We start from the raw sequence: 22,039 nt of genomic DNA, 5'->3' as shown, positions 1-22,039 counted from the left end.
AGCGCGCTTCTGCGGGGATACGGCGCCCCACCCGGCCCCCTGGGAGCTCGTCGCCGTCGCGCGGCCTCCACCGGCCCCTCAGGGACGCCGAAGGGGGCGGCCACCCGGCGTATTCCGGATGACCGCCCCCTTCGGGTCTGCCTTGGGTGTTACTTGCCCTTGGCGGCTTCCTTGAGCTTGGAGCCCGCGGAGACCTTCACGCTGTAGCCGGCCGGGATCTGGATCGGGTCGCCGGTCTGCGGGTTACGAGCGGTGCGAGCGGCACGGTGGGTGCGCTCGAAGGTCAGGAAGCCGGGGATGGTGACCTTCTCGTCGCCCTTGGCGACAATCTCGCCGACGGTCTCGGCGAGCGCGGCCAGCACGGCGTCGGCGTCCTTGCGGGTCACGTCGGCGCGGTCGGCCAGGGCGGCCACCAGCTCACTGCGGTTCATGTTTGTACTCCCGTGTTCTTCTTGCCTGTAAGGCGTGAGATCGAAGCCGATGCTGCCAGGGCCCTCGGACAGTCCCCGGACCCGGGTCTGTCGTCAGACCCTCGCGCCCAAATACGCATCCTGCCCCCACCAGCGGCGGGAAAGCCAATCCGGCACCCTCCGGAGTCACACGAAAAGCGCCACAGGCTCGACTTGGTGACGCTCCGTCCGCTGCCGGAAGCGGACCGCAGGGCCCTACAGGACTCTGCAGGGGCCCCGCGGGCTCATTGCCCGCCACCCTAGAGGGGGCCGCGAGGCCCTGCGACCCGCGACGCGCCGGGTGGGCGGCCGGGAAAGATCAGGCGGACGTGGAACCCGTCACAGCGGATCCCACGGACTTCGCGGCCGTACGGACGGCTCCCGCGACCGCGCCCGCCACCTTGTCGTTGAAGACCGACGGGATGATGTAGTTCGCGTTGAGCTCGTCCTCGGTGACGACGTCCGCGAGGGCGGCCGCGGCGGCCAGCATCATCTCCGTGTTGACGGTCCGGGACTGGGCGTCCAGGAGGCCTCGGAAGACGCCGGGGAAGACCAGCACGTTGTTGATCTGGTTCGGGAAGTCAGAGCGGCCCGTGGCCACAACAGCCGCCGTCTGACGGGCGATTGCCGGCTCGACCTCGGGGTCCGGGTTCGCGAGCGCGAAGACGATCGCGCCGTCCGCCATGGCCGCGACGTCGTCGCCGTTCAGGACGTTCGGAGCCGAGACGCCGATGAAGACGTCCGCGTCGACCACGGCCTCCTTGAGGGTGCCCGTGACACCTTCAGGGTTGGTGTTGTCGGCGATCCAGCGCAGCGGCGACTCGGGGGCGGCGTCGACGAGGTCCTCGCGGCCCGCGTGCACCACGCCGTGGATGTCGGCGACGACCGCGTGCTTCACGCCCGCCGCGATCAGGAGCTTGAGGATGGCCGTACCGGCCGCACCGGCGCCGGACATGACGACCCGTACGTCACCGATCGACTTGCCGACCACGCGCAGCGCGTTGGTCAGTGAGGCGAGCACCACAATGGCCGTGCCGTGCTGGTCGTCGTGGAAGACGGGGATGTCGAGGGCCTCGCGCAGGCGCGCCTCGATCTCGAAGCAGCGGGGCGCTGAGATGTCTTCGAGGTTGATGCCCGCGAAGCCGGGAGCGATGGCTTTGACGATCGCGACGATCTCGTCGGAGTCCTGCGTGTCCAGGCAGATCGGCCACGCGTCGATGCCGGCGAAGCGCTTGAAGAGGGCCGCCTTGCCCTCCATGACCGGCAGCGCGGCCATCGGGCCGATGTTGCCCAGGCCGAGCACCGCGGAGCCGTCCGTGACCACGGCGACGGAGTTGCGCTTGATGGTGAGGCGGCGGGCGTCCTCGGGGTTCTCGGCGATCGCCATGCACACACGGGCGACGCCCGGGGTGTAGATCATCGAGAGATCGTCACGGTTGCGGATGGGGTGCTTGGACGCCATCTCGATCTTGCCGCCGAGGTGCATCAGGAAGGTACGGTCGGAGACCTTGCCCAGTGTCACGCCCTCGATGCCGCGCAGGCCCTCGACGATCTCGTCGGCGTGCGCGGTCGAGCTGGCCGCGATCGTGACGTCGATCCGCAGCTTCTCGTGGCCGGAGGCGGTCACGTCGAGGCCGGTCACCGACCCGCCGTGGGACTCGACGGCCGTGGTGAGCTGGCTGACCGCGGTCCCGCTCGCGGGGACCTCCAGCCGGACCGTCATCGAGTACGAGACGCTGGGCGCCGTTGCCATGGCCAACTTCCTCTGCTTTCCCTAGCTTCATTGCTACGTGGCCGTGGCTGTTGCCCGGCGACGCCTTCCGATGGTCGCACCTACCTGCGGGTAGCAGGTAATGCGGTCATTTTGTTTTCGGAAAGTGTTTTCCACCATACGAGAAGTGCTGGTGGAACAAAAGAGGTCCGCGGCACCCGGGGGTGCCGCGGACCTCTTCTTTGTATGTACGCACTAAAACTAGGTGGCACCGACCCGCCATGCTCGCCTCGCGGCAAGTGGTCGCTCGAAGCGACGAAGGTTGGGCCCGGGGGCTTGGATCGAGCCGGTGCCACCCCCAGGCTAACAAACCACCCCGGGAAGTGATTCCCCGATGGCATGTTGACCCCGGATTCAGCGCAAGAGCGCCGGAACCCCGTCCCCACCGGGCTTGTCCCGCTCCCCCGAGACGACCGTGAGCTGCTGCGTCGCGCGTGTCAGCGCCACGTACAGCACCCGCAGGCCCGCCGGGGACTCCTCCGCGATCTCGGCCGGCGATACGACGACCGTCGCGTCGTACTCCAGCCCCTTCGCCTCCAGGCTGCCGAGCGCCACCACACGCTCGCCGAGCGGCGCGAGCCACTTGCGGGCCTGCGCGCGACGATTCATCGCGACCACTACGCCAACCGTGCCGTCCACGCGGTCCAAGAGGCGCTGTGCCTCCTCACGGGTGGTCCGGGGCATGTCGTTGTCCCGTACGACGCTGCTGTGCTCATTGTTCGTGGTCACAAAACGTGGCTCCACGCCCGTGGAGCGGACAGCGGCGGGCGACTCCATGCCGGGCATGGCCCGCTCGAGGACCTTGGCGGCCAGGGCGGCGATCTCCGCCGGGTTGCGGTAGTTCACGGTGAGCGTGAAACGGCGGCGCGGGCGGCCGCCGAGGGCCTCGTCGCGGGCCGCGGCCGCCTCGTCGGGGTCGGTCCACGAGGACTGCGCCGCGTCACCGACGATCGTCCAGGTCGCGTGCCGGCCCCGGCGGCCGACCATCCGCCACTGCATGGGCGTGAGGTCCTGCGCCTCGTCGACGATCACGTGCGCGTACTCGGTGCGCTCCAGCGCGAGCCGCTCGGCCCGCTCCCACTGCGTCTCCTCGCGCTGCGGCATGAGCTCTTCCAGACCGCTGAGCTGGTCCAGCGGGTCGTACTCGCGCTTGCGCTTGGGGCGGGCCGGCGTACCGAGCAGCGTCTGGAGCTCGTCCAGGAGTGCCACGTCGTGCACGGACAGCGGACCGTTGCCCTCGCCGTCCAGGCGGCGCAGCGAGCGGGCCAGCTGGCGGGTCTCGCGCGGGTTCAGTACGCGGCGGGCCCAGCGGCCGAGGCGCCTGTCGTCGGCCATGGCGGCGAGCACCCGGCGAGGCGTGAGCTCGGGCCACCAGGCGTCCATGAACTCGATGAACTCGGACTCGGTCGAGATGTCCTCGTCGAAGCCGGAGCGCAGCTCTGCGATCAGCTCCTGGTCGGTGTATCTGCCCCGGCCGCTGGACTTCGACCACAGGGCGTCCAGGAGCAGCTTGCGGGCGCGGGGGCGCAGCAGGTTGACGGGGGCTGTGCCGCTGAGGACGTTGTGGCGGATGCGGTTCAGGTCGTCGGCGTTCAGCTCCACGCGCTGGCCGAAGGCGACTACGCGCAGGCGGGTGGGGGTCTGAGCGGCCTCCCGGGACTCCTGCGGCTCCTCGTCGCCGAAGCTCAGCTGGCCGTCCTCGGCGGGGGCCGCCGGGGCGGGCGGCGCGTCCAGGGCGCCGCGCGCCGCGTTGCGCAGCACCTTGAGCATGCGCGAGGAGCCCTTGATGCGGGAGATGTTCGGTTCGTCGTACGTCGATGCCTCCGCGCCGTCGACCAGCGAGCCGACCGCGCGGATCGCGACCTGGCCCTCCTCGCCGAGCGAGGGCAGCACGCCTTCGGTGTACGCGACGAGCAGCGGCGTGGGGGACACGATGAGGATGCCGCCCGCGTACTTCCGCCGGTTCTGGTAGAGCAGGTACGCGGCGCGGTGCAGGGCCACGGCGGTCTTGCCGGTGCCCGGGCCGCCGGAGACCTCCGTGACGGAGGCGGCGGGGGCGCGGATGACCAGGTCCTGCTCGGCCTGGATCGACGACACGATGTCGCGCATCGTGTGGCTTCGGGCCTGCCCGAGCGCCGCCATGAGCGCGCCGTCACCGATGACGGGCAGCGGCTCGCCGCCCAGGGTCGCGGTCAGCTCCGGGCGCATCAGGTCGTCCTCGACACCGAGCACCTTGCGGCCCTTGGAGCGGATGACCCGGCGGCGTACGACGCGGCCCGGCTCCTTGGGCGTGGAGCGGTAGAACGGCGCGGCGGCCGGCGCGCGCCAGTCGATGACCAGCGGGCTGTAGTCGGAGTCGAGTACGCCGATACGCCCGATGTGCAGCGTCTCCCCGATGTCCGCGGTGAGGTCGGGGCGTACCGCGTCGTCGGCCGGGTCCACCGAGGTGAACGCGCCGTCCGGGCCCTTCTCGCCGTCCTTGCCCCGGAGCAGGTCGATGCGTCCGAAGAGGAAGTCCTCGAATTCGTTGTTGAGCCGGTTGAGGTGAATCCCGGCGCGGAAAACCTGCGCGTCGCGTTCTGCGAGCGCGCCGGGAGTACCGACCTGGCCGCGCTTGGCGGCGTCGTTCATGAGGAATTCCGCCTCGTGGATCTTCTCCTCCAGACGGCGGTACACCTGATCCAGATGATCCTGTTCCACACCGATTTCGCGGGTCCGTGCCGACTCCTGCGAGGAGGAGTCGGCAACGGAATTCACGGAATCGACAGCGGCATCCTGCGCGGCCACCGAGGCCCCCTTCTGACGTGCTGCGGGCAGCCGTCAACCGTACGCGACGGGGGGCCGCGACCGCACCTGTCAGAAGCGGAGAATTGTGCTGATCTGTCAGGCTTCTACCTCGACGAGGCGCTTTCCGTCGAAGGTCCGGACCTCGAAGTGGTCGATTTCGTTACGGTTCATCGCCGCCCCGCCGTGGACGTACAGCGGGTTCTTCGCCATCTCGTTCGTGCTGTCCGCGATGCCGTATCCCCATTTCGGGACGGCCCAGCTCGTCACTGTCTCTTCCTGGCCGTCCTTCGATACGGCGATCAGGCTGCACTTCAGCGGGCCCTTGACGTTCTTGAGCTCCAGGACGGTGTGGGTGCCCCAGGCCTTCTTCTCCATGCCGACCGTCGCGCTGACCTTCGTGCTCGCGTCGGTCGCGACGATCTTCTCCTCCATGTGGTTGAAGAAGGCGTCCTCGGCGGGGCTGGTGGGGTGGGGCTCGCCCGCGATGTTGCCGCCCTTGTCGTCGTTGCCCGATGTGGCGACGACGGCGATCGTGGGGCCGCCGACCACCAGTACCGCCGCTGCCGCGACCAGGTAGAACCCGCGTCGGCGGCGCTGCGCGCGGCCTGCGGCGACCTCGTCGGTGAGCCGGCTCAGCAGTTGCGGGCTCGGCTCGGTCAGCCGCGGAGGCGGGCCCGGGGATTCGGCCAGCGCGGCCATCATCGGCTCCATGCCCGCGAAGTCGTCCAGCTGCGCGGCGCAGTACTCGCAGTAGGCCAGGTGGGCCTCGAAGGCGGTGGCATCCGCGTCGTCCAGGATGCCGAGCACATAGGCGCCGACGGCGTCATGCTCGGAGTGCCGGTCGTGCGTCGTCATGCCGTCACCCCTCGTTCCTCCAGCGCGAGCTTCATGGACCGCAGTGCGTAGAAGACCCGGGACCTGACGGTCCCGCTGGGTATGCCGAGCACTTCGGCCGCCTCATTGACCGTACGCCCTCTGAAGTACGTCTCGACAAGTGCTTCCCGGTGAGCGGGAGTCAAATCGTCGAGCGCGTCGGAGAGCGTCATCAGCCACAACGCCTTGTCGATCTCGTCCTCCGCGGGCATGACCTCCAGCGGCGACGGATCGACCTCCTGCGGCCGGGACTGTCGGCTGCGGTGGTTGTCGATGACGATGCGTCTTGCGACCGTCACGAGCCAGGGGCGTACAGAACCGGTCGCCCGGTTGAGCTGACCGGCGTTCTTCCAGGCACGGATGAGCGTCTCCTGTACGACGTCCTCGGCGCGCTGGCGGTCGCCGGCGACGAGGCGGAGTACGTAGGCGAGCAGTGGTCCGGCGTGTTCTCGGTAGAGAGCGCGCATCAACTCCTCGTCCGGCGTCGGTTTTTCGGCGCGCGGTCGCTCGCTTCGATGTCGAGCCCTGTGCTGACGGCTATCGGCCACGGCCGCATCCTCGCGCACCCGAACCTCCTGGTCGAGACCCTGTGTGGCTCCCTCCCCCATCACTACGCAGGGGTTCGGCGATCGACTCAACGCGATCCGAAAAACTTTTCAGGCGCGGGCCGCGGCTGTCGCCCGGCGCCGGTGCCGGGCCACTCGTTCCCGGTTGCCGCACACCTCGCTGGAGCACCAGCGCCTGCGGCGGCCCCTGGACGTGTCGAGGTACAGGCGGGCGCAGTTGTCGCCCTCGCACTGGCGCAGCAGGGCGCGGGCGGCGGGGTCCGTGAGGAGGTCCACCGTGTCGCGGGCGACGGTGGCGAGCAGCGGGGTGCATTGGGGGGCGTCGCTGAGGGCTCTGATCCAGGCGCCGTCCGGGGTACGTACGGCTCTGACGCCGGGGGGCGGGGTGGCGGCGAGGTTGTTGATGTGGTCGAGGGCGCGGGCGGCGGGGCGTCCCTTGAGCTGTGCGTGCACCAATTCGGCGACGTACGCCCGCACTTCGGCGAATCTGCTGACCCACTCGTCGTCCACGGCGTCCAGCACCGCGTCGCCGGGCACGAGTTTCGCACCCACGAGCCACTCCCGGAGGCGTCGGGGGCCGCTCAACTGCTCGGTGGGATGCGCGCCTGTCGCCACCAGGTCCAGACAGACCCGTCCGGAATCGAACCGCAACTCGCACGAGCCTGCGCTGCCCGCTGCCATGCGTCTGTCACCCGCCTTCGCCGTCCCGTCCAGAGTGCCCGGCGACGGTCCCCGCCGGAACCCCTCCTGCCGGTCCTACCGGTCCTACCGGTGCAGGATGCGCTGAAAGAGCCTGTGGTCGCGCCACTCGCCGTTGATGTGGAGGTAGTTCGGGGCGATTCCGATCTCTTCGAAGCCGTTCTTGGCGAGTACGCGCTGCGAGGCGGCGTTGTTGAGCAGCGTGCCGGCGGCGACCCGGTGCAGGCCGAGGTCGTCGCGGGCCGCGCGGCAGACTTCCGCCACGGCGGCGGTGGCGAGGCCGCGGCCGGTGCGGGTTACGTCGATCCAGTAGCCGAGGTTGGCGCTCTGGAAGGGGCCGAGGACGATGTTGGAGAGCGTGAACGCGCCGATGACGGCTCCGCCCTCGGCGAGGACCCAGGGCACGGCCCGCCCCGCCGCCATCTCCTCCAACTGTGCGGCCAGCCGGTCGACCTGGCCCTCGGCCGTGTAGAAGGCGTCGGGCCGGTCGGGCTCGAAGGGCCGCAGGTACGCCCGACTGCGGGCCAGGGCTTCACCAAGAGGGCGGGCATCGTCAAGGGTCACGGGCCGCAACACGATCCCGCGGGCGACCGTACGGGGGTAAATAATCACCCACGTACGGTACGAGGGGTCGGTCCCGCGCCGGGGCGGCCCCCCTCGGACGCCACACTCGCACCGCTCGGCCCCAGGGGGCCTCCCCGGCTTCGCGCAGCTGCGCCGGACTCCGTCCGCCCGACGGTGCACTGAGCACTGCCTCTGGGCGGTGACCTTGCGGGGGCGCTGGGGTCGGTCCCGCGCCGGGGCGTCTCCTCGGGTGCCGAACGTTCGGGTACTGGGTTTCCATTCGCGGTGGTTGCGTTCGACACCCTGCGGGGAGCGCCCCGCCACGTCCCCTCCTGCCACCGTGACCTGCGAAGCGACGCGGAGCGCATCCTGGCCAAGCGGCACTTCCAGCCCGTCCGGCGTCTGAGGACCGAGATCTGGGGCCGCACCCCAGGTGCCCACCCCCGCCACTCCAGCCCGTCCGGCGTTTGAGGACCGGGGTCTGGGGCGGAGCCCCAGGTGCCCACCCCCGCCACCTCAGCCCGTCCGGCGCTTGAGGACCGGGGTCTGGGGCAGCGCCCCAGTTCGGGAAGGGGCGGGGCGGGGGAAGAAAGGTGCCCCCTGCGCCGCCGCCGGCCATTGCCACGCGGCAGCGCACCGGCCGGCGGCGGCGGTTACGCGTCCGCGTACTTCGTGTCCGCCGACGGGTCCAGCGCCAAGCGGTAGCCCCGCTTGACCACGGTCTGGATCAGGTTCGGCGCGCCGAGGGACGTGCGCAGGCGGGCCATCGCCGTTTCCACGGCGTGCTCGTCCCGGCCGGAGCCCGGCAGCGCCCGCAGGAGGTCCGCCCGGGAGACGACCCAGCCGGGGCGGCGGACCAGGGCCCGCAGCAGGGACATGCCGGCGGGCGGCACGGGGCGGAGCTCGCCGTCGACCACGACCGCGTGGCCCCGGATCTCGATGCTGCGGCCGGCCACCGGCAGGGTACGCGCGCGGCCCGGGAGTTCGCGGCAGACGAGCTGGACCAGCGGGCCGAGGCGGAAGCGGTCGGGCTGGACCGTGTCGATGCCGAGCGCCTGGAGGGGGAGCGCGGTGACCGGGCCGACACACGCCGCCAGTACGTCGTGGTTGAGCGCCTCCAGGAAGTCGGGCAGCTGCCCTCGCTCCTCGGCCCGGGAGAGCAGCGACGCCGCGGCCGGGGCGCTGGTGAAGGCCAGGGCGTCCACCCCGCGCCCCACCGTCGCGTCGATGAGTCGGTCCAGCGGCGCGATGTCCTCCGGCGGCATCCAGCGGTAGACGGGAACGCCGACCACCTCCGCGCCGCCCGCCCGCAACGCCTCCACGAAGCCGGGCAGCGGTTCCCCGTGCAACTGGATCGCGATACGGCGGTCCGCCACCCCCTCGGCGAGGAGGCGGTCGAGGACCTCGGCCATGGACTCCGAGGTGGGCGACCACTCCTCGGTGAGGCCGGCCGCACGAATGGCGCCTTTCACCTTGGGCCCGCGGGCCAGAAGTTCGACGCCCCCGAGCCGGGCCAGAAGCGCCTCGCCCAGGCCCCAGCCGTCCGCCGCCTCCACCCAGCCCCGGAAGCCGATCGCCGTCGTGGCGATCACTACGTCGGGCGCGTTGTCGATCAGCTGCTTCGTGGTGGCCAGGAGCTCGCTGTCGTCGGCCAGCGGCACGATCCGCAGCGCGGGCGCGTGCATGACCGCCGCGCCGCGCCGCGTCAGCAGCGTGCCCAGCTCGTCGGCTCGCCGGGCGGCGGTGACACCGACGGTGAAGCCCGCTAGCGGGCCGTGCTGGGGCTCTGGCTGTACTTCTTGCGTGGCGTTGTTCACGGACATCGCGTACCCGGCTCTCATACCGCTGTGCTGGTGGTGCGGAGGACCGAGCCTGTCAACACCACGTGACAGACTCGGTTCCTTCATATTTCCCGGCCGTTACGGAGCCGCGCGCCTCACACCTCCGCATACGTGAGCTGCGGCTTCGCCGGTACGGCCACCGGACGCCGAAGGTATACCGCCCACGTGACGGTGAAGCACGCGGCGTAGAAGGCCAGGAAGGCGCTGAAGGCCGCCGTGCCTGTTCCCGCTGTGAGGAAAGACTGGCGGAAGGCGAGGTTGATCGCGAGTCCGCCGACCGCGCCGACCGCGCCGATCAGACCCATGGACGCCCCGGACAGCCGCCGCCCGTACGCCGCGGCCGCCTCGCCCTCCATGCCCTTCGCGAGCGCCTTCGTCTGGAAGATCGCGGGGATCATCTTGTACGTCGAACCATTGCCGAGGCCGCTCAGGACGAAGAGCGCGGTGAAGCCGGTCAGGAAGATCGGGAGGGATTTCGTGGTGGAGGCGTAGATCACTACCGAGGTCGCCGCCGCCATCGCCGCGAAGTTCCACAAGGTGATGCGCGCGCCGCCGAAGCGGTCCGCCAGGGAGCCGCCGAGGGGGCGGATCAGCGAGCCGAGGAGCGGGCCGATGAAGGTGAGCGAGGCTGCCTGGAGCGGCGTACGGCCGAACTGGGTCTGGAGGACCAGACCGAAGGCGAAGCTGTATCCGATGAAGGAGCCGAACGTCCCGATGTAGAGGAAGGCCATGATCCAGGTGTGCGGGTCGCGCACGGCCGCCTTCGCCGCCCCCGTGTCGTTGCGTACGGGCGCCAGGTTGTCCATCCACACGGCGGCGCACACCGCCGCGATGATGATCAGTGGGATGTACGCGGCCAGGAGGATGCGGGGGTGGTTCGCGCCCGCCACCGCGATGACGAGCAGGCCCACGAGCTGCACCACCGGTACGCCGATGTTGCCGCCGCCCGCGTTCAGGCCGAGCGCCCAGCCCTTCTTGCGGAGAGGAAAGAAGGAGTTGATGTTCGTCATGGAGGAGGCGAAGTTGCCGCCTCCGACGCCGGTGAGCGCCGCTACCACCATGAAGGTGGTGTACGACGTGCCCGGTTCCATGACGGCGTACGCCGCGCCCGTCGGCAGGAGCAGCATCAGCGCGCTGAAGATGGTCCAGTTCCGGCCACCGAAGCGGGCGACGGCGAAGGTGTACGGGACCCGGACGACGGCTCCGACGAGCGTGGCGGTGGCGATCAGGAAGAACTTGCCGGCCGGGTCGATGCCGTACTCCGGGCCCATGAAGAGCACCATCACGGACCACAGGGTCCAGATCGAGAAGCCGATGTGCTCGGAAAACACCGAGAAGAGCAGGTTGCGGCGGGCGATCCGCTCTCCTGATTCCCTCCAGAAGGTGTCGTCCTCGGGGTCCCACTGTTCGATCCACCGGCCTGCCATGACGCGCCTCCACGAGTATTCGGGTCGTAGAGGCGACGCTAGGGACAGTGGATTTCAGGCCCGTGCCGTGAGGTGACCGGCGCGCAACCTTGCTCTCACCCTGCGGTCATGGCGTGTGTGAGCGGTTTCGCCGGCGGGGCGCGCCATTGGGCCACAGGCGCGGCTTGCGTTGGGCCGCCACGTCTTCCAGCCAGCCGACCGCCATGATCATCAGGCCGATCAGCGGCCAGACGACGATGAGCATGAGGGTGGTGTACGCGCTCTCGATGTAGCCGGAGTACGTCGGCCAGACACCCGGGATCTGGAAGAGCAGGTCGATGACCGGGATGGTCGCCATGATCAGGAGGTTGTGCCAGAGGTAGATCGTCACGGCCCGGTTGTTGGCGAGGGTGATGACCGTGTCGAAGCCCTTGAGCCTGGGTGGAAGTTCTTTCCAGGCCGGGGAGTACTGGAGGAGGATCACGCAGAAGCCGAACGACCAGGCCGCCTGCGCGAGCGGGATGTCGTTGAGATCCCAGCCGTCCGCCGTCAGGTGCCAGGAGGCCCACCACAGGCCGAACGCCATGATCAGCGTCGACACGGACACCGAGATGTAACGCGGAACCTTCTCGAACAGGCCGTCGTTGTGGGCGAACCCGAGCACCCAGCAGGATCCGTAGACCGCGAAGTCGGTGATGGCGTTGCCGGCTTCACCGGGGATGGTCACCAGCCCGGAGCCGATGACCGCGGTGACGCCGAGCGGTCCGAGCAGGGTCACCCACGGCAGCTTGCGGAACGCCCAGAGGAGGACGGGCGACGCGATGACGAACCAGAGGTACGCGCGGATGTACCAGAGGGGACCCGCGGCCTGGACCGCCCAGGTGTCCTCCAGGAGGCCGGGCTGGTCACCGCTGTGCCAGGGGAACGGCGGGGCGCCGACGGGGAAGATGTAGTTGGCGAGTTTCAGGAACCACCAGATGCCTTCCTCCTTCAGCGGCTCCCAGCCGAAATAGAACATGATCGGTACGACGGTGAGCGAGAACGCCCACATGGGCGGCAGCAGCCGTCGGACACGGCCGCGGATCACGCCGGCGGCCGGCCGCTTCAGCGAGCGGGCCATCAGCGATCCGGCCAGCGCGAACATCACGCCCATGGACGGGAAGAGGATCGTCAGCCAGGCCCAGCCGAAGATGTGGTAGACGACTACGCGGACGAGCGCGATGGTCCGCAGCACGTCGAGGTAGCGGTCGCGGCCCGGGCGCGCCGCCGCGGGAGCGGGCCCTCCGGACGGCGCGGCGGCCGCCTTGTGCCTGGCGCGGGGTATCTGTGCGGTGGCGCCGGTGCCGGCTCCGAACTCGCCCTCGTGGGTGGTGGCCGTGCTGCCTTGGGCACGGATGGTGCCGAACACGGAGTCAGTACCGTATGCAGGCTCGGTTCCGTACGCGGGCTCCGTGCCGTACGCCGGCTCCGTGCCGTACGCCGACTCCGTGCCGTACGCCGACTCCGTGCCGTACGCCGACTCCGTACCGTACGCGGGCTCCCTGCCGTAGGTCGGCTCAGTGCCGTGCGCGGACTCGGTTCCGTACGCCGGCTCGCTGCCGAACGCGGGCTCGCTGCCGTAAGCGGGGCCAGGTGTGGTGCCGGAGGTCATGCGACGGGCCTCTTCTCGTTGCTCCGCTGGCGCTGGCCGGGTATGGAGCCGGGCGCCTCGACCGCGCCGGTCCGCCGCAGCTTCTGCCAGCGCAGCCGGCCACCGGTGAGCGCGGTGATCCAGGACTGGAGCAGCACGACGTACATCAGCTGCCGGTAGAGGATCTGCTGGAGGGGCAGCGAGATCAGGTGGGTCATCTTCTCCCGGTCGAGCCGGAAGGCGTACGCCGCGCAGACCGCCTGGATGGCCAGGACGCCGAGCCAGGCCACGACGGTGTCCTGGGTGGGGCCGAAGACAAGGCCGTACAGGAGGAATACGTCGATGAGGGGCGCCAGCAGCGGGAACAGCACCATGAAGAGGGAGACCAGCGGCAGGCCGACCCGGCCGAAGCGGCCCGACGGGCCGCGCTCGATGACCGCGCGGCGGTGCTTCCAGATCGCCTGCATGGTGCCGTAGCTCCAGCGGTAGCGCTGGGACCACAGCTGCTGCACGCTCTCCGGGGCCTCGGTCCAGGCACGCGCCTTCTCGGCGTACACGACCCGCCAGCCGTCGCGGTGCAGCGCCATCGTGACGTCGGTGTCCTCGGCGAGGGTGTCCTCGCTCATGCCGCCGAAGCGCTCCAGCGCGTCGGCGCGGAAGGCGCCGACCGCGCCGGGGATCGTCGGCATGCAGCCCAGCAGGTCGTACATGCGCCGGTCGAGGTTGAAGCCCATCACGTACTCGATGTGCTGCCACGCGCCGATCAGCGAATCGCGGTTGCCGACCTTGGCGTTGCCCGCGACGGCGCCGACGCGCGGGTCGCCGAAGGGCTGGACCAGCTCGCGGACGGTGGCGGGCTCGAAGACCGTGTCGCCGTCCATCATGACGACGATGTCGAAACGGGCGTTCGCGAGACCGTTGTTGAGCGCGGCGGGCTTGCCCGCGTTCTCCTGGCGTACGACGCGTACGTTCGGCAGGCGCATCGCCTCGACGATGTCCGCGGTGCCGTCCGTCGAACCGTCGTCGATGACGATGATCTCGATGGGGTGCTCACTGGACATCAGCGAGCGGACCGTATTGGCGATGCACTCGCGTTCGTTGTACGCCGGGACGAGCACCGAGACGGGCTCCGTGTACGGCGCGCCCCAACTGAAGTCGCGCTTGCGGACCTTGCGCGCGTGCAGGAACGACAGCAGCAGCATCATCACGAAGCGCAGCATCACCAGGAAACCGATGACGGCGAGGCCGACGACGAGAACGCTGGTGGTCTTCTCCGAGACGGCCACGGCCCAGACCCAGGCCTTGCCCTTCCACAGCTCGGGGCCGGTGACCTGGGTGTGCGCGCTGGGCGCGCCCAGGGCCTCGGTGAGGCTGGTGAACGTGTAGCCGCGCTCCTGCATCGAGGGCAGGAAACGGTCGAGGGCCGCCACCGTCTGCGAGCGGTCGCCGCCGGAGTCGTGCATCAGCACGATCGATCCCTCGGTGCCCTTGGGGGTGGCGCGCTTGATGATCGCGTCGACGCCGGGGCGCTTCCAGTCCTCGGAGTCGGTGTTGTTGAACGCAGTGATGTAGCCGCGGCTGCCTATGTACTGCGTGACCGGCCAGGACTTGTCGTCGAGGGCGTCGGAGAACGAGGAGTACGGCGGACGGAAGAGCGAGGTCCGGATGCCGGCCGCGCCCGCGATCGCCAGCTGGTTCTGGGACAGCTCCCAGTCGATCCGGGACTTGGTCTGGAAAGAGAGGTCAGGGTGGTTGAACGTGTGCAGCCCGATCTCGTGGCCCTCCTCCACCATGCGCTCGACCAGGTCGGGGTGGCGGGAGGCCATCGTGCCGGTGACGAAGAAGACGCCGTGTGCGTCGTACTGCTTGAGTTTGTCGAGGACCTTCGGCGTCCACTCGGGGTCGGGGCCGTCATCGAAGGTCAGCACGAGCTTGCGGTCGGGAACGCTGAGCGCCTGGGGCGACTGCGCGCTACGCGCGTCGATCACAGGGCCACCCTTGAGGATGTGCTCGGGCACCGTGCCGATGGGCGCCGGAGGACGCACCCGGTGGTCGGCGAGGATCTCGCTGTGTACGTAGCCGCGCAGCATCAGCATCGCGAGCAGTGCGACCAGGAAGAGCGAGGGCAGCAGATAGCGCATGGGGATGCGCCGCCGCACGGTACGTCGGCCGCGGGCCCCGCGCCGCGGGGCCCCGGTGGGGCGCTGGGCGCGGTTGGCGCGGTTGGCGCGCCTGCCGTGGGATGCCATCTCTACTGCGTGCCTTTCGCGGCAAACTGACTGGTGGTGCCGCCTGAGGCGGGGTCTGTCTGCGGGTCTGCGGGCTCTGCGCCCGGGTCGGTGGGGCCTGGGTCGGTGCCGGGGTCCGGTTCCGTGCCCGGGTCGGTGTCACCGGGGTCCGGTTCCGTGCCGGGGTCGGGGCCGGGGTCCGGTTCCGTGCCCGGGTCGGTGCCCGTACCGGGGTCGGTAGCGGGGTCCGGTTGCGTACCGGGGTCGGTGCCGGGGTCCGGATTCGTGCCGGGGCCGGTGCCGCCGGTGGCCGGCGGCAGGGGGTTGCCCTTCGGGGGCGGGGAGCTCTTCGGGGCGGACTTGCCCGGCTCGGGCGGGAGGGGCTGGGTGCTGGGCTGCCCGTCGGCGGACGGCAGCACGGTGGCGTCGGCCGGGACCACGGGCGTCGCGCCCGGTGTCAGCGGGGGCGTCTCTCCGGGCGGCAGTGAACCCTCCGGGGCGGGCGATATCCCGACCGTGTCCGGCTTCTTCTTGTCGTCGGCGAGGCCCGGTATCTGGAGCCAGGGCGCGGTGGAGTTGCCGCCGGCCAGGGCGACGATCAGCGTGACGGCGTAACAGGCGCAGGCGAAGGCGAGAACCCAGCCGATGCGGCGCAGCTTCTTGCTCCTGCGGCCGCTCTCGTCGACGAAGACCGGCCCGTCGGAGACCTCCTGAGGCTCCGGGGGTCCGGGTATCTCCGACAGCCGACCGTCGAGGCGGTCCAAGCCGCCGAGGCCGTCATGGCCGTCGAAGCCGTCATGGCCGCCGAGGCGCACGGTGTCGAGCTGGACCGTGATGTCATTCGGATCTTCGGGATACCCAAATCGGGCATCGTCTCGCCAATTGTCCACAGTTGTACGCACATCCCCCACTGAAGTGAATCGGGTGCGCACGCGACTGCCTGGCTACCTACCGTCGGAACGGGCCCCCACCCACTCCGAGCGCCCCCTATCACACCGCACCCAGGCGATGAATGTAGCGCACGCCGCTGACAGCGAGGCTGTCGAGTCAGGTGTTGTTGAGCATCAGTGACATATCGGCTTCCGGGAGCCAGCCGTCTGCGGGCAAATCCAGCCACTGATGCCGCTCCACGAACTCGCCAATCGTCCCTTTTAGCACCTCAAGCCCCTTATGACGGAGACCTTTTCGCCACACAAGTGAGATGGGCGACAGTGGTACGGGGCCCACGATCGGCCGCAGCTCCATGCCCGGCACCGCGATGAATTCGGTACTCGCCAGTACCGACCAGCGCCGTTTACGGACCACCCGTACGAACTCCTCCGCACCTTCGATCTCCGGGAACGGCGCCGCCACCTCGATGCCCCGCCCCGCGAAGAGCCGCAGCGCCAGATCGGTCCACTCGGCGGTGGCCGGATTCCCCGCACCCGCGTAAAGGGTCTCCCCCGCGAGCGCGTCCAGCGGCACCTCGTCCAGCGCGGCCAGCGGATGGTCCTCGGCGAGCAGTACGGCCATCCGCTCGAAACGCACCGGCCGGTGCTCCAGCCGGTCGAGCACCGCGGGATCGAGCCCGGCGACCCGGCCCGAGGACACGTCGAGCCGGCCGGCGACGATCTCGGCCGCCGCGCCGGTGAGGCCGCTGTGAAAGCGCGCGACGAACTCGACGTCGGGCGCGGCCGCCCGCGCCGCCTCCAGCACCTGGTACGCGGTACCGACGTGCGCACTGACATCGACGACGAGCGGCCGCTCGTCGAGTGCCCAGGCCGCGCCCATCTCGTCGTACGCCGCCAGTACGCGTCGCGCGTACGGCAGGAGTCGCCGGCCGTCCGCCGTCAGCGACACACTGCGGGTGGACCGTACGAACAGCTCGGAGCCCAACTCCCGCTCAAGGCGCCGGATGTCGCGGCTGAGCGCCTGCTGGGCGACGTACAGCCTGGCGGCCGCGCGGGTGAAGTGAAGATCCGCGGCGACCGCCTCGAAGGCGCGCAGCAGGCGGGGTTCGATGTCATGGGGCACGCCGTGAACTTACAACGCACGTGCGTGAATCGACGCCCAGAAGGTGTTGGACCGCCGGAGCCCCCCGCAGTGAAGCTTGATCCATGCCCCTCCAAGAACCCCCCTCTCCTCTGCTGGCCATGTCCGGCGACGTCCTGATAGCCACCGACCGCCCCACCCGCTACGCACACGAACCGCGCCGCCGCGGGCCCGGCCGCTTCTCCCCCTACCGCCGCCTCTTCGCCACTCCCGGAGCCCGCGCCTTCACCGCGGGCAATCTCCTCGCCCGCCTCCCGATGGGCATGTTCAGCGTGAGCGCGGTCATGATGATCGCCGGTTCGCGCGGCTCGTACGCCCTGGCAGGCGCGGTCACCGCGACCGGCCTCGCCGTCACCGCCCTGGTGGCGCCGTGGACGGCCCGGCTCGTCGACCGGTACGGCCAGGCCCGCGTCGCGGTGCCGGCCGCTGCCATCGCGGTACTGGCGTCCCTCGCCCTCCTGCTCTGCGTCCATTACGACGCACCGAACTGGACTCTCTTCGCCGCGTACGCCGCTACCGCCACCACCCCCAACACGGGCGGCATGTCCCGCGCCCGCTGGGCGCACCTGCACCGGGACGATCCGGCGGCCCAGCACACCGCCAACTCCTTCGAGCAGGCCGCCGACGAGCTGTGCTTCATGCTCGGCCCGGTCGCCGCCGCCTTCCTCTGCTCGGCGCTCTTTCCCGAGGCCGGCACGCTGACCGGCGCGATCCTCCTGATGACGGGCATCCTGATCTTCGCCGCCCAGCGCACCACGGAACCGCCCGTCGCCCCTCGCACAACGACCGCCCACTCCCCCCTCCGCCTCCCCGGCGTGCCCGCCCTGCTCGCCGTCTTCCTCGCCACGGGCGCGGTCTTCGGCTCCATGGAGGTCGTCACCCTCGCCTTCGCCGACGGCCTGGGCCACGGCGCCGCGGCGGGCCCGGTCCTCGCCCTCCAGGCGGGCGGATCGTGCGTGGCGGGCCTGCTGTACGGCTCCGCCCGCCCGGCAACGAACCCGCACGCCCGCCTGCGCGCGTGCGTCGCGGCGATGACGCTGCTGATGTCCCTGCCCCTGCTGGCGGCCTCGACGGGCTCGCTGGTCGCGGTCGCCGGAGCGCTGCTCCTCGCGGGCGCGGCGACGGCGCCCACGATGGTCACGGGCATGACCCTGCTCCAACGCGTGGTCCCACCGGCCCAGTTGAACGAGGGCATGACCCTGGCTGTCACAGCCATCCTGGGCGGAATCGCCGCAGGCTCGGCAACGGGCGGCTGGCTGGTGGAGTATGCGGGCGCGCAGTGCGGATACGTCGTGCCAGTCACCGCAGCCGCACTCGCCACGCTGGTGGCGTCGGCCGGTGCCAGGGCCGTACGCCGGGTTCACGAACCGGCATTCACCCAGACGTGATCTGCAGGATGTAGACGCGCTCGTGGCGCGGGATCACGGTTGTCCCCCTGCCAGGCGACACCGTGAACGTAGAGGGCCTCGGCCGCTCGCAGAATCTCCCCGGCCTTCTGCTCCACTTCCGCAACGAATGCGGGCGGAGCGTCACCGACCACGTACTCCTCCGTCGGCTCGTACTCCCAGGCCCAGGTCACGCGTCGGCCGCCTGCCGGGCCTCGTTCACCACAGCCCGCAGCTCCTCGACGGCCACTTTCCATGCCGGATCATCCCGGTCCAGGGTCTGGCAGGCATGCTCGGCATTCCGCCTTCGCCACGTGAGGTCAGGGCGGCGCTCGATCTCCACCTCGCCCGCCCAGATGACGAGCCACTGGTGGATCGGCGTCAGGCTGTCATGCCCGGCGGCCAGCGCGAACGCCTCGTCCTTCTGCCGCTCCATCTCCGCAAGGCGGTGCGGAGCAATGCGAGCGAGCGCCAGACGCAGCGCCTGAGGGGTCCGCTCCGGCCGGGGAAACAGCTCGGCGTTCGGGTCTGGCACGGTGCTCATCGTTACGCTCCTCCGGATGCGGCCTCAGTTATGCACGGTACTCGTAGCCGCCGAAGGTACGCCTGGGAACGACGAAGGCCCCACCGTCCTAGGACAGCGGGGCCTCGGCCTCACATGGGAATTGTGGAGATGGCGGGAATCGAACCCGCGTCCAACGGTGCAGAAACAGGGCTTCTCCGAGTGCAGTCCGCTGCGATTTTCTCGGCCCCGGAGATCACACGGACAAGTCTCCGACGGGCTCAGTCACTGTTTGATTTCCCACCCGATCCCGTGACCGGACCGAGTGGTTTAGTTCCCTTGATGATGCCAGGATCCGGGTCGGGAACACCCCCGGGCTGACACTTCACGCAGTCGCTACTTAGGCAGCGAGGGCGAAGGAATCGCGCTTGGAATCGGCGATTATTGGTTGCGACATATGGTTAACGAGATCATTGCCGCTTCCTCGACTCGCTTCCCCTGCCTCGACATCCGCTGTCGAAACCGATCATCCCCATGTTTTTTTATCAAGGTGGTACGTGTGCCCCGAGGAGCACAAGCGCCATCGTACGTGAACAACGCACGACCGTGCCAGCCTATTCCTCACGGCCGGCGCTCAGCCATCAGACCCGCCCGCGCTCCCGGCGCTTCACCGCCGAGATCGCCCGGTTCGTCTCCCGCAGGTCCTGCTTCTCGCGCAGCGTCTGCCGCTTGTCGTACTCCTTCTTACCCTTGGCCAGCGCGATCTCGATCTTGGCCCGGCCGTCCTTGAAGTACATCGCGAGCGGCACGATCGTGTGACCCGTCTCCTGGGACTTGCTCGCGAGCTTGTCGATCTCCACCCGGTTCAGCAGCAGCTTGCGCTTGCGGCGCGCGGAGTGGTTGGTCCACGTCCCCTGTGTGTACTCCGGTACGTGCACGTTGTGCAGCCACGCCTCGCCCCCGTCGAGCTGCACGAAGCCGTCCACCAGCGAGGCGCGTCCCTGGCGCAGGGACTTCACCTCGGTGCCGGTCAGGACCATGCCGGCCTCGTAGGTGTCGATGATGAGGTAGTCGTGTCGCGCCTTCTTGTTCTGCGCGATCATCTTGCGCCCTTTTTCCTTAGCCATAGTGCGTTCATTTTCGCACTACGACCCTCCCCCGAGGCCACTCAATACTGTCCGGGCCCGCTCTTCGGCCCGTTCGCTCACCGCGAGGTCCGGGCTGATGCCCCTGCCGTCGACGCTGTGCCCCGCCGGGGTCCGGTAATGGCCGACGGTGAGCTCGGCCACGGAGCCGTCCGGCAGCCGGCTCGGCATCTGGACGGAGCCCTTCCCGAACGTACGCGAACCCACAGTGACCGCCCGGCCACGGTCCTTGAGCGCACCCGTGACGAGCTCCGCCGCGCTCATGGTGCCGCCGTCGACGAGCGCCACGACGGGCCGGTCGGTGTCCCCGCCCGGCTCGGCGTACAGCGCGCGCTGCTCGCCCTCCATGTCGTACGTCGCGACCAGGCCGCCGTCAAGGAAGGCGGACGCGGCGGTGACGGCCTCGGTGACGAGCCCGCCGCCGTTGCCGCGCAGATCCAGCAGTACGCCGTGATCCTCGGGCACCGCGCGGACCGCGTCCCGTACCTGCTCGCCCGAGCCCTTGGTGAAGGACGCCACCTTGATCAGCGTGGCACCGTCCGCGAGCTGCTCGACGGTGACGGCCTCGGTGGCCAACCGCGCCCGCCGCAGCCTCTCGCTCCACTGCCGGGCGCCGCGCTCCAGGCCGAGTACGACCGAGCTGCCGGCCTCCGCCACGCCGTCGCCGCGCAGGAGCTGGACGACCTCGGTGACGGGCCGGTTCTCCACCGGGCGCCCGTCGATCGTACGGAGCCGGTCTCCCGCCCTCACGCCCGCCCGCTCGGCGGGGCCGCCGCGCTGCACCCTGGACACCTCGATGCGGCCGTCCTGGGCGCGCTCGGCCCAGAGGCCGACGCCGGTGTACTCGCCGCCGAGTGCCTGCTCGAACTCCTCGTACTCCGCCGGGTCGTAGACCGCGCCCCACCGGTCCCCGCTGCGGCTGACGACCTCTTCGGCCGCCTCCTTGCCGGACTTGCCGTCGGCCATCGCCTCGGCGGCGGCCTCGGCGACCGCCTGGCGGTCGGTGGCGGCCGCGACGGAACGGGCAGAGAGCGAAGGGGACTTCTCGGCGTCGCTCTGCCAGGAATCGGTGGCGGCGGCGGTGACGAGTACGGTCGCGAAAACCAATGTCAGGACCGCCCCGCGGCGAACACCGCGGGGATGAAGGGTTACTTCCGGGCCCGGCATGGCGCCGAGTCTAGGACAAACAAAGAGCGCCGTACGGTCGGTTGACCGTACGGCGCCAGGGGCTCATGTCACACCTTGAGGTACTTGCGCAGTGCTACGAAGCCCGCCATCGCGGGCATCAGCAGGGCGATCGCGAGGACCAGCGGCAGCTTGGCCAGCACCGCGTCCCAGCCGATGAAGTTGACGAGGGTCAGCTTCTCGGACAGCGCCAGGCCGTGATCGATCAGGAAGTACCGCCCGGCGAGCAGCATCACGCAGGCGAACACGCCGCCGATCAGCCCCGCGACCGCGGCCTCCATGATGAACGGCATCTGGATGTAGAAGCTCGACGCGCCGACGAGCCGCATGATGCCCGTCTCACGCCGACGGCTGAAGGCGGAAACGCGCACGGTGTTGACGATCAGCATCAGCGCGATGACAAGCATCAGGGCCATCACGTAGAGCGCGACGACGTTCATGCCGTTCATGAGGTTGAAGAGGTTGTCGAGGATGCCGCGTTGGTCCTGGACGGACTGCACGCCGTCGCGGCCCGCGAAGGCGGTGGCGACCACCTTGTACTTCTCCGGGTCGTCGAGCTTGACGCGGTACGACTCCTGCATCTGGTCCGGGGTGATGGTGTCGGCCATCGAGGAGTCCCCGAACTGCTCCTTGTAGTGCTTGAACGCCTCGTCGGCCGACTCGTAGTCGATGCTCTTGACGATGTCCATCTTGTCGAGGTCGGCGTAGACCTGCTTCTTCTGCTCGGCGGTGACCGCCCCCTTGGCGCACTTGGGGATGGTCTCCGCGTCGTTCTTGTTGCAGAAGAAGATGGAGACGTTGACCTTGTCGTACCAGTAGCCCTTCATCGTGCTCACCTGCTCGCGCATGAGCAGCGCCCCGCCGAAAAGGGCGAGGGAGAGGGCGACGGAGATGACCACTGCGAAGGTCATGGTGAGGTTCCGGCGGAGACCGACGCCGATCTCCGACAGGACGAACTGGGCGCGCATGGCGTCCTT

The 22,039-nt window shown here is 69.8% G+C and carries 18 protein-coding genes and 1 other RNA gene; 1 reads left to right on the top strand and 18 read right to left on the bottom strand.

What is annotated here, in order from left to right; translation table 11 throughout:
• Window positions 1–149: 149 nt before the first annotated feature.
• The 13 genes from ABZX79_RS30015 to ABZX79_RS29955 all read right to left on the bottom strand — a co-directional run bounded on the left by ABZX79_RS30015 (window position 150) and on the right by ABZX79_RS29955 (window position 16,827).
• The gene (locus ABZX79_RS30015) at window positions 150–431 is read right to left on the bottom strand and encodes an HU family DNA-binding protein (RefSeq protein WP_028815325.1); all 282 of its coding nucleotides are present in this window, start codon (window positions 429–431) and stop codon (window positions 150–152) included.
• Between the two features lie 337 nt (window positions 432–768).
• A complete protein-coding gene (locus ABZX79_RS30010) occupies window positions 769–2,202 on the bottom strand; it encodes an NAD-dependent malic enzyme (RefSeq protein ID WP_355264519.1) in 1,434 nt (477 codons plus the stop codon).
• A 372-nt stretch (window positions 2,203–2,574) separates the two neighbouring features.
• On the bottom strand, window positions 2,575–4,977 hold the full coding sequence (locus ABZX79_RS30005) for a UvrD-helicase domain-containing protein (protein ID WP_355264643.1): 2,403 nt from the start codon (window positions 4,975–4,977) through the stop codon (window positions 2,575–2,577).
• A gap of 126 nt (window positions 4,978–5,103) precedes the next feature.
• On the bottom strand, window positions 5,104–5,862 hold the full coding sequence (locus ABZX79_RS30000; RefSeq protein ID WP_355264516.1) for a zf-HC2 domain-containing protein: 759 nt from the start codon (window positions 5,860–5,862) through the stop codon (window positions 5,104–5,106).
• Entirely contained in the window at window positions 5,859–6,488 is a 630-nt protein-coding gene (locus ABZX79_RS29995) for a sigma-70 family RNA polymerase sigma factor (RefSeq protein WP_355264513.1), read from the bottom strand. Before ABZX79_RS29995 ends, ABZX79_RS30000 begins: the two co-directional genes overlap by 4 nt.
• Window positions 6,489–6,536: 48 nt before the next feature.
• Entirely contained in the window at window positions 6,537–7,127 is a 591-nt protein-coding gene (locus ABZX79_RS29990) for an ABATE domain-containing protein (RefSeq protein WP_355264510.1), read from the bottom strand.
• Window positions 7,128–7,211: 84 nt separating this feature from the next.
• Window positions 7,212–7,724: a GNAT family protein gene (locus ABZX79_RS29985; RefSeq protein WP_355264640.1), complete on the bottom strand. Its 513-nt coding sequence runs from the start codon at window positions 7,722–7,724 to the stop codon at window positions 7,212–7,214.
• Between the two features lie 638 nt (window positions 7,725–8,362).
• Entirely contained in the window at window positions 8,363–9,532 is a 1,170-nt protein-coding gene (locus ABZX79_RS29980) for a uroporphyrinogen-III synthase (protein ID WP_355264637.1), read from the bottom strand.
• 113 nt (window positions 9,533–9,645) lie between these two features.
• Window positions 9,646–10,977, bottom strand: coding sequence for a nitrate/nitrite transporter (locus tag ABZX79_RS29975; protein ID WP_355264507.1), 1,332 nt, complete (start codon window positions 10,975–10,977; stop codon window positions 9,646–9,648).
• 106 nt (window positions 10,978–11,083) lie between these two features.
• Window positions 11,084–12,280, bottom strand: a complete 1,197-nt coding sequence (locus tag ABZX79_RS29970; protein WP_355264634.1) for an acyltransferase — start codon at window positions 12,278–12,280, stop codon at window positions 11,084–11,086.
• 323 nt (window positions 12,281–12,603) lie between these two features.
• A complete protein-coding gene (locus ABZX79_RS29965; protein ID WP_355264632.1) occupies window positions 12,604–14,727 on the bottom strand; it encodes a glycosyltransferase in 2,124 nt (707 codons plus the stop codon).
• A gap of 110 nt (window positions 14,728–14,837) precedes the next feature.
• Window positions 14,838–15,704: a hypothetical protein gene (locus ABZX79_RS29960; RefSeq protein WP_355264504.1), complete on the bottom strand. Its 867-nt coding sequence runs from the start codon at window positions 15,702–15,704 to the stop codon at window positions 14,838–14,840.
• Between the two features lie 157 nt (window positions 15,705–15,861).
• Window positions 15,862–16,827 (bottom strand): LysR family transcriptional regulator, encoded by a 966-nt coding sequence (locus ABZX79_RS29955; protein WP_355264501.1) that lies wholly within the window; start codon window positions 16,825–16,827, stop codon window positions 15,862–15,864.
• Window positions 16,828–16,910: 83 nt separating this feature from the next.
• Here ABZX79_RS29955 and ABZX79_RS29950 point away from each other — a divergent pair, with 83 nt between their 5' ends.
• A complete protein-coding gene (locus ABZX79_RS29950) occupies window positions 16,911–18,233 on the top strand; it encodes an MFS transporter (protein WP_355264498.1) in 1,323 nt (440 codons plus the stop codon).
• Between the two features lie 187 nt (window positions 18,234–18,420).
• Here ABZX79_RS29950 and ABZX79_RS29945 read toward each other — a convergent pair whose 3' ends face one another.
• From ABZX79_RS29945 to ftsX, 5 genes are all read right to left on the bottom strand, one after another.
• Window positions 18,421–18,774, bottom strand: a complete 354-nt coding sequence (locus ABZX79_RS29945; protein ID WP_355264495.1) for a hypothetical protein — start codon at window positions 18,772–18,774, stop codon at window positions 18,421–18,423.
• A gap of 121 nt (window positions 18,775–18,895) precedes the next feature.
• Window positions 18,896–19,266: a transfer-messenger RNA gene (gene ssrA / locus ABZX79_RS29940) on the bottom strand.
• A 107-nt stretch (window positions 19,267–19,373) separates the two neighbouring features.
• Window positions 19,374–19,859 (bottom strand): SsrA-binding protein SmpB, encoded by a 486-nt coding sequence (gene smpB / locus ABZX79_RS29935; protein WP_214969401.1) that lies wholly within the window; start codon window positions 19,857–19,859, stop codon window positions 19,374–19,376.
• Between the two features lie 18 nt (window positions 19,860–19,877).
• Window positions 19,878–21,044, bottom strand: a complete 1,167-nt coding sequence (locus ABZX79_RS29930; RefSeq protein WP_355264492.1) for a S41 family peptidase — start codon at window positions 21,042–21,044, stop codon at window positions 19,878–19,880.
• Window positions 21,045–21,112: 68 nt separating this feature from the next.
• Window positions 21,113–22,030 carry a permease-like cell division protein FtsX gene (gene ftsX / locus ABZX79_RS29925; protein ID WP_355264489.1) on the bottom strand — a complete coding sequence of 306 codons (918 nt, stop codon included), beginning with the start codon at window positions 22,028–22,030 and terminating at the stop codon, window positions 21,113–21,115.
• Between the last annotated feature and the right edge of the window lie 9 nt (window positions 22,031–22,039).

The organism is Streptomyces sp. NPDC002994 (assembly GCF_040611155.1).
GTDB lineage: Bacteria > Actinomycetota > Actinomycetes > Streptomycetales > Streptomycetaceae > Streptomyces.
This window is presented reverse-complemented; position numbering and strand designations above follow the sequence as displayed.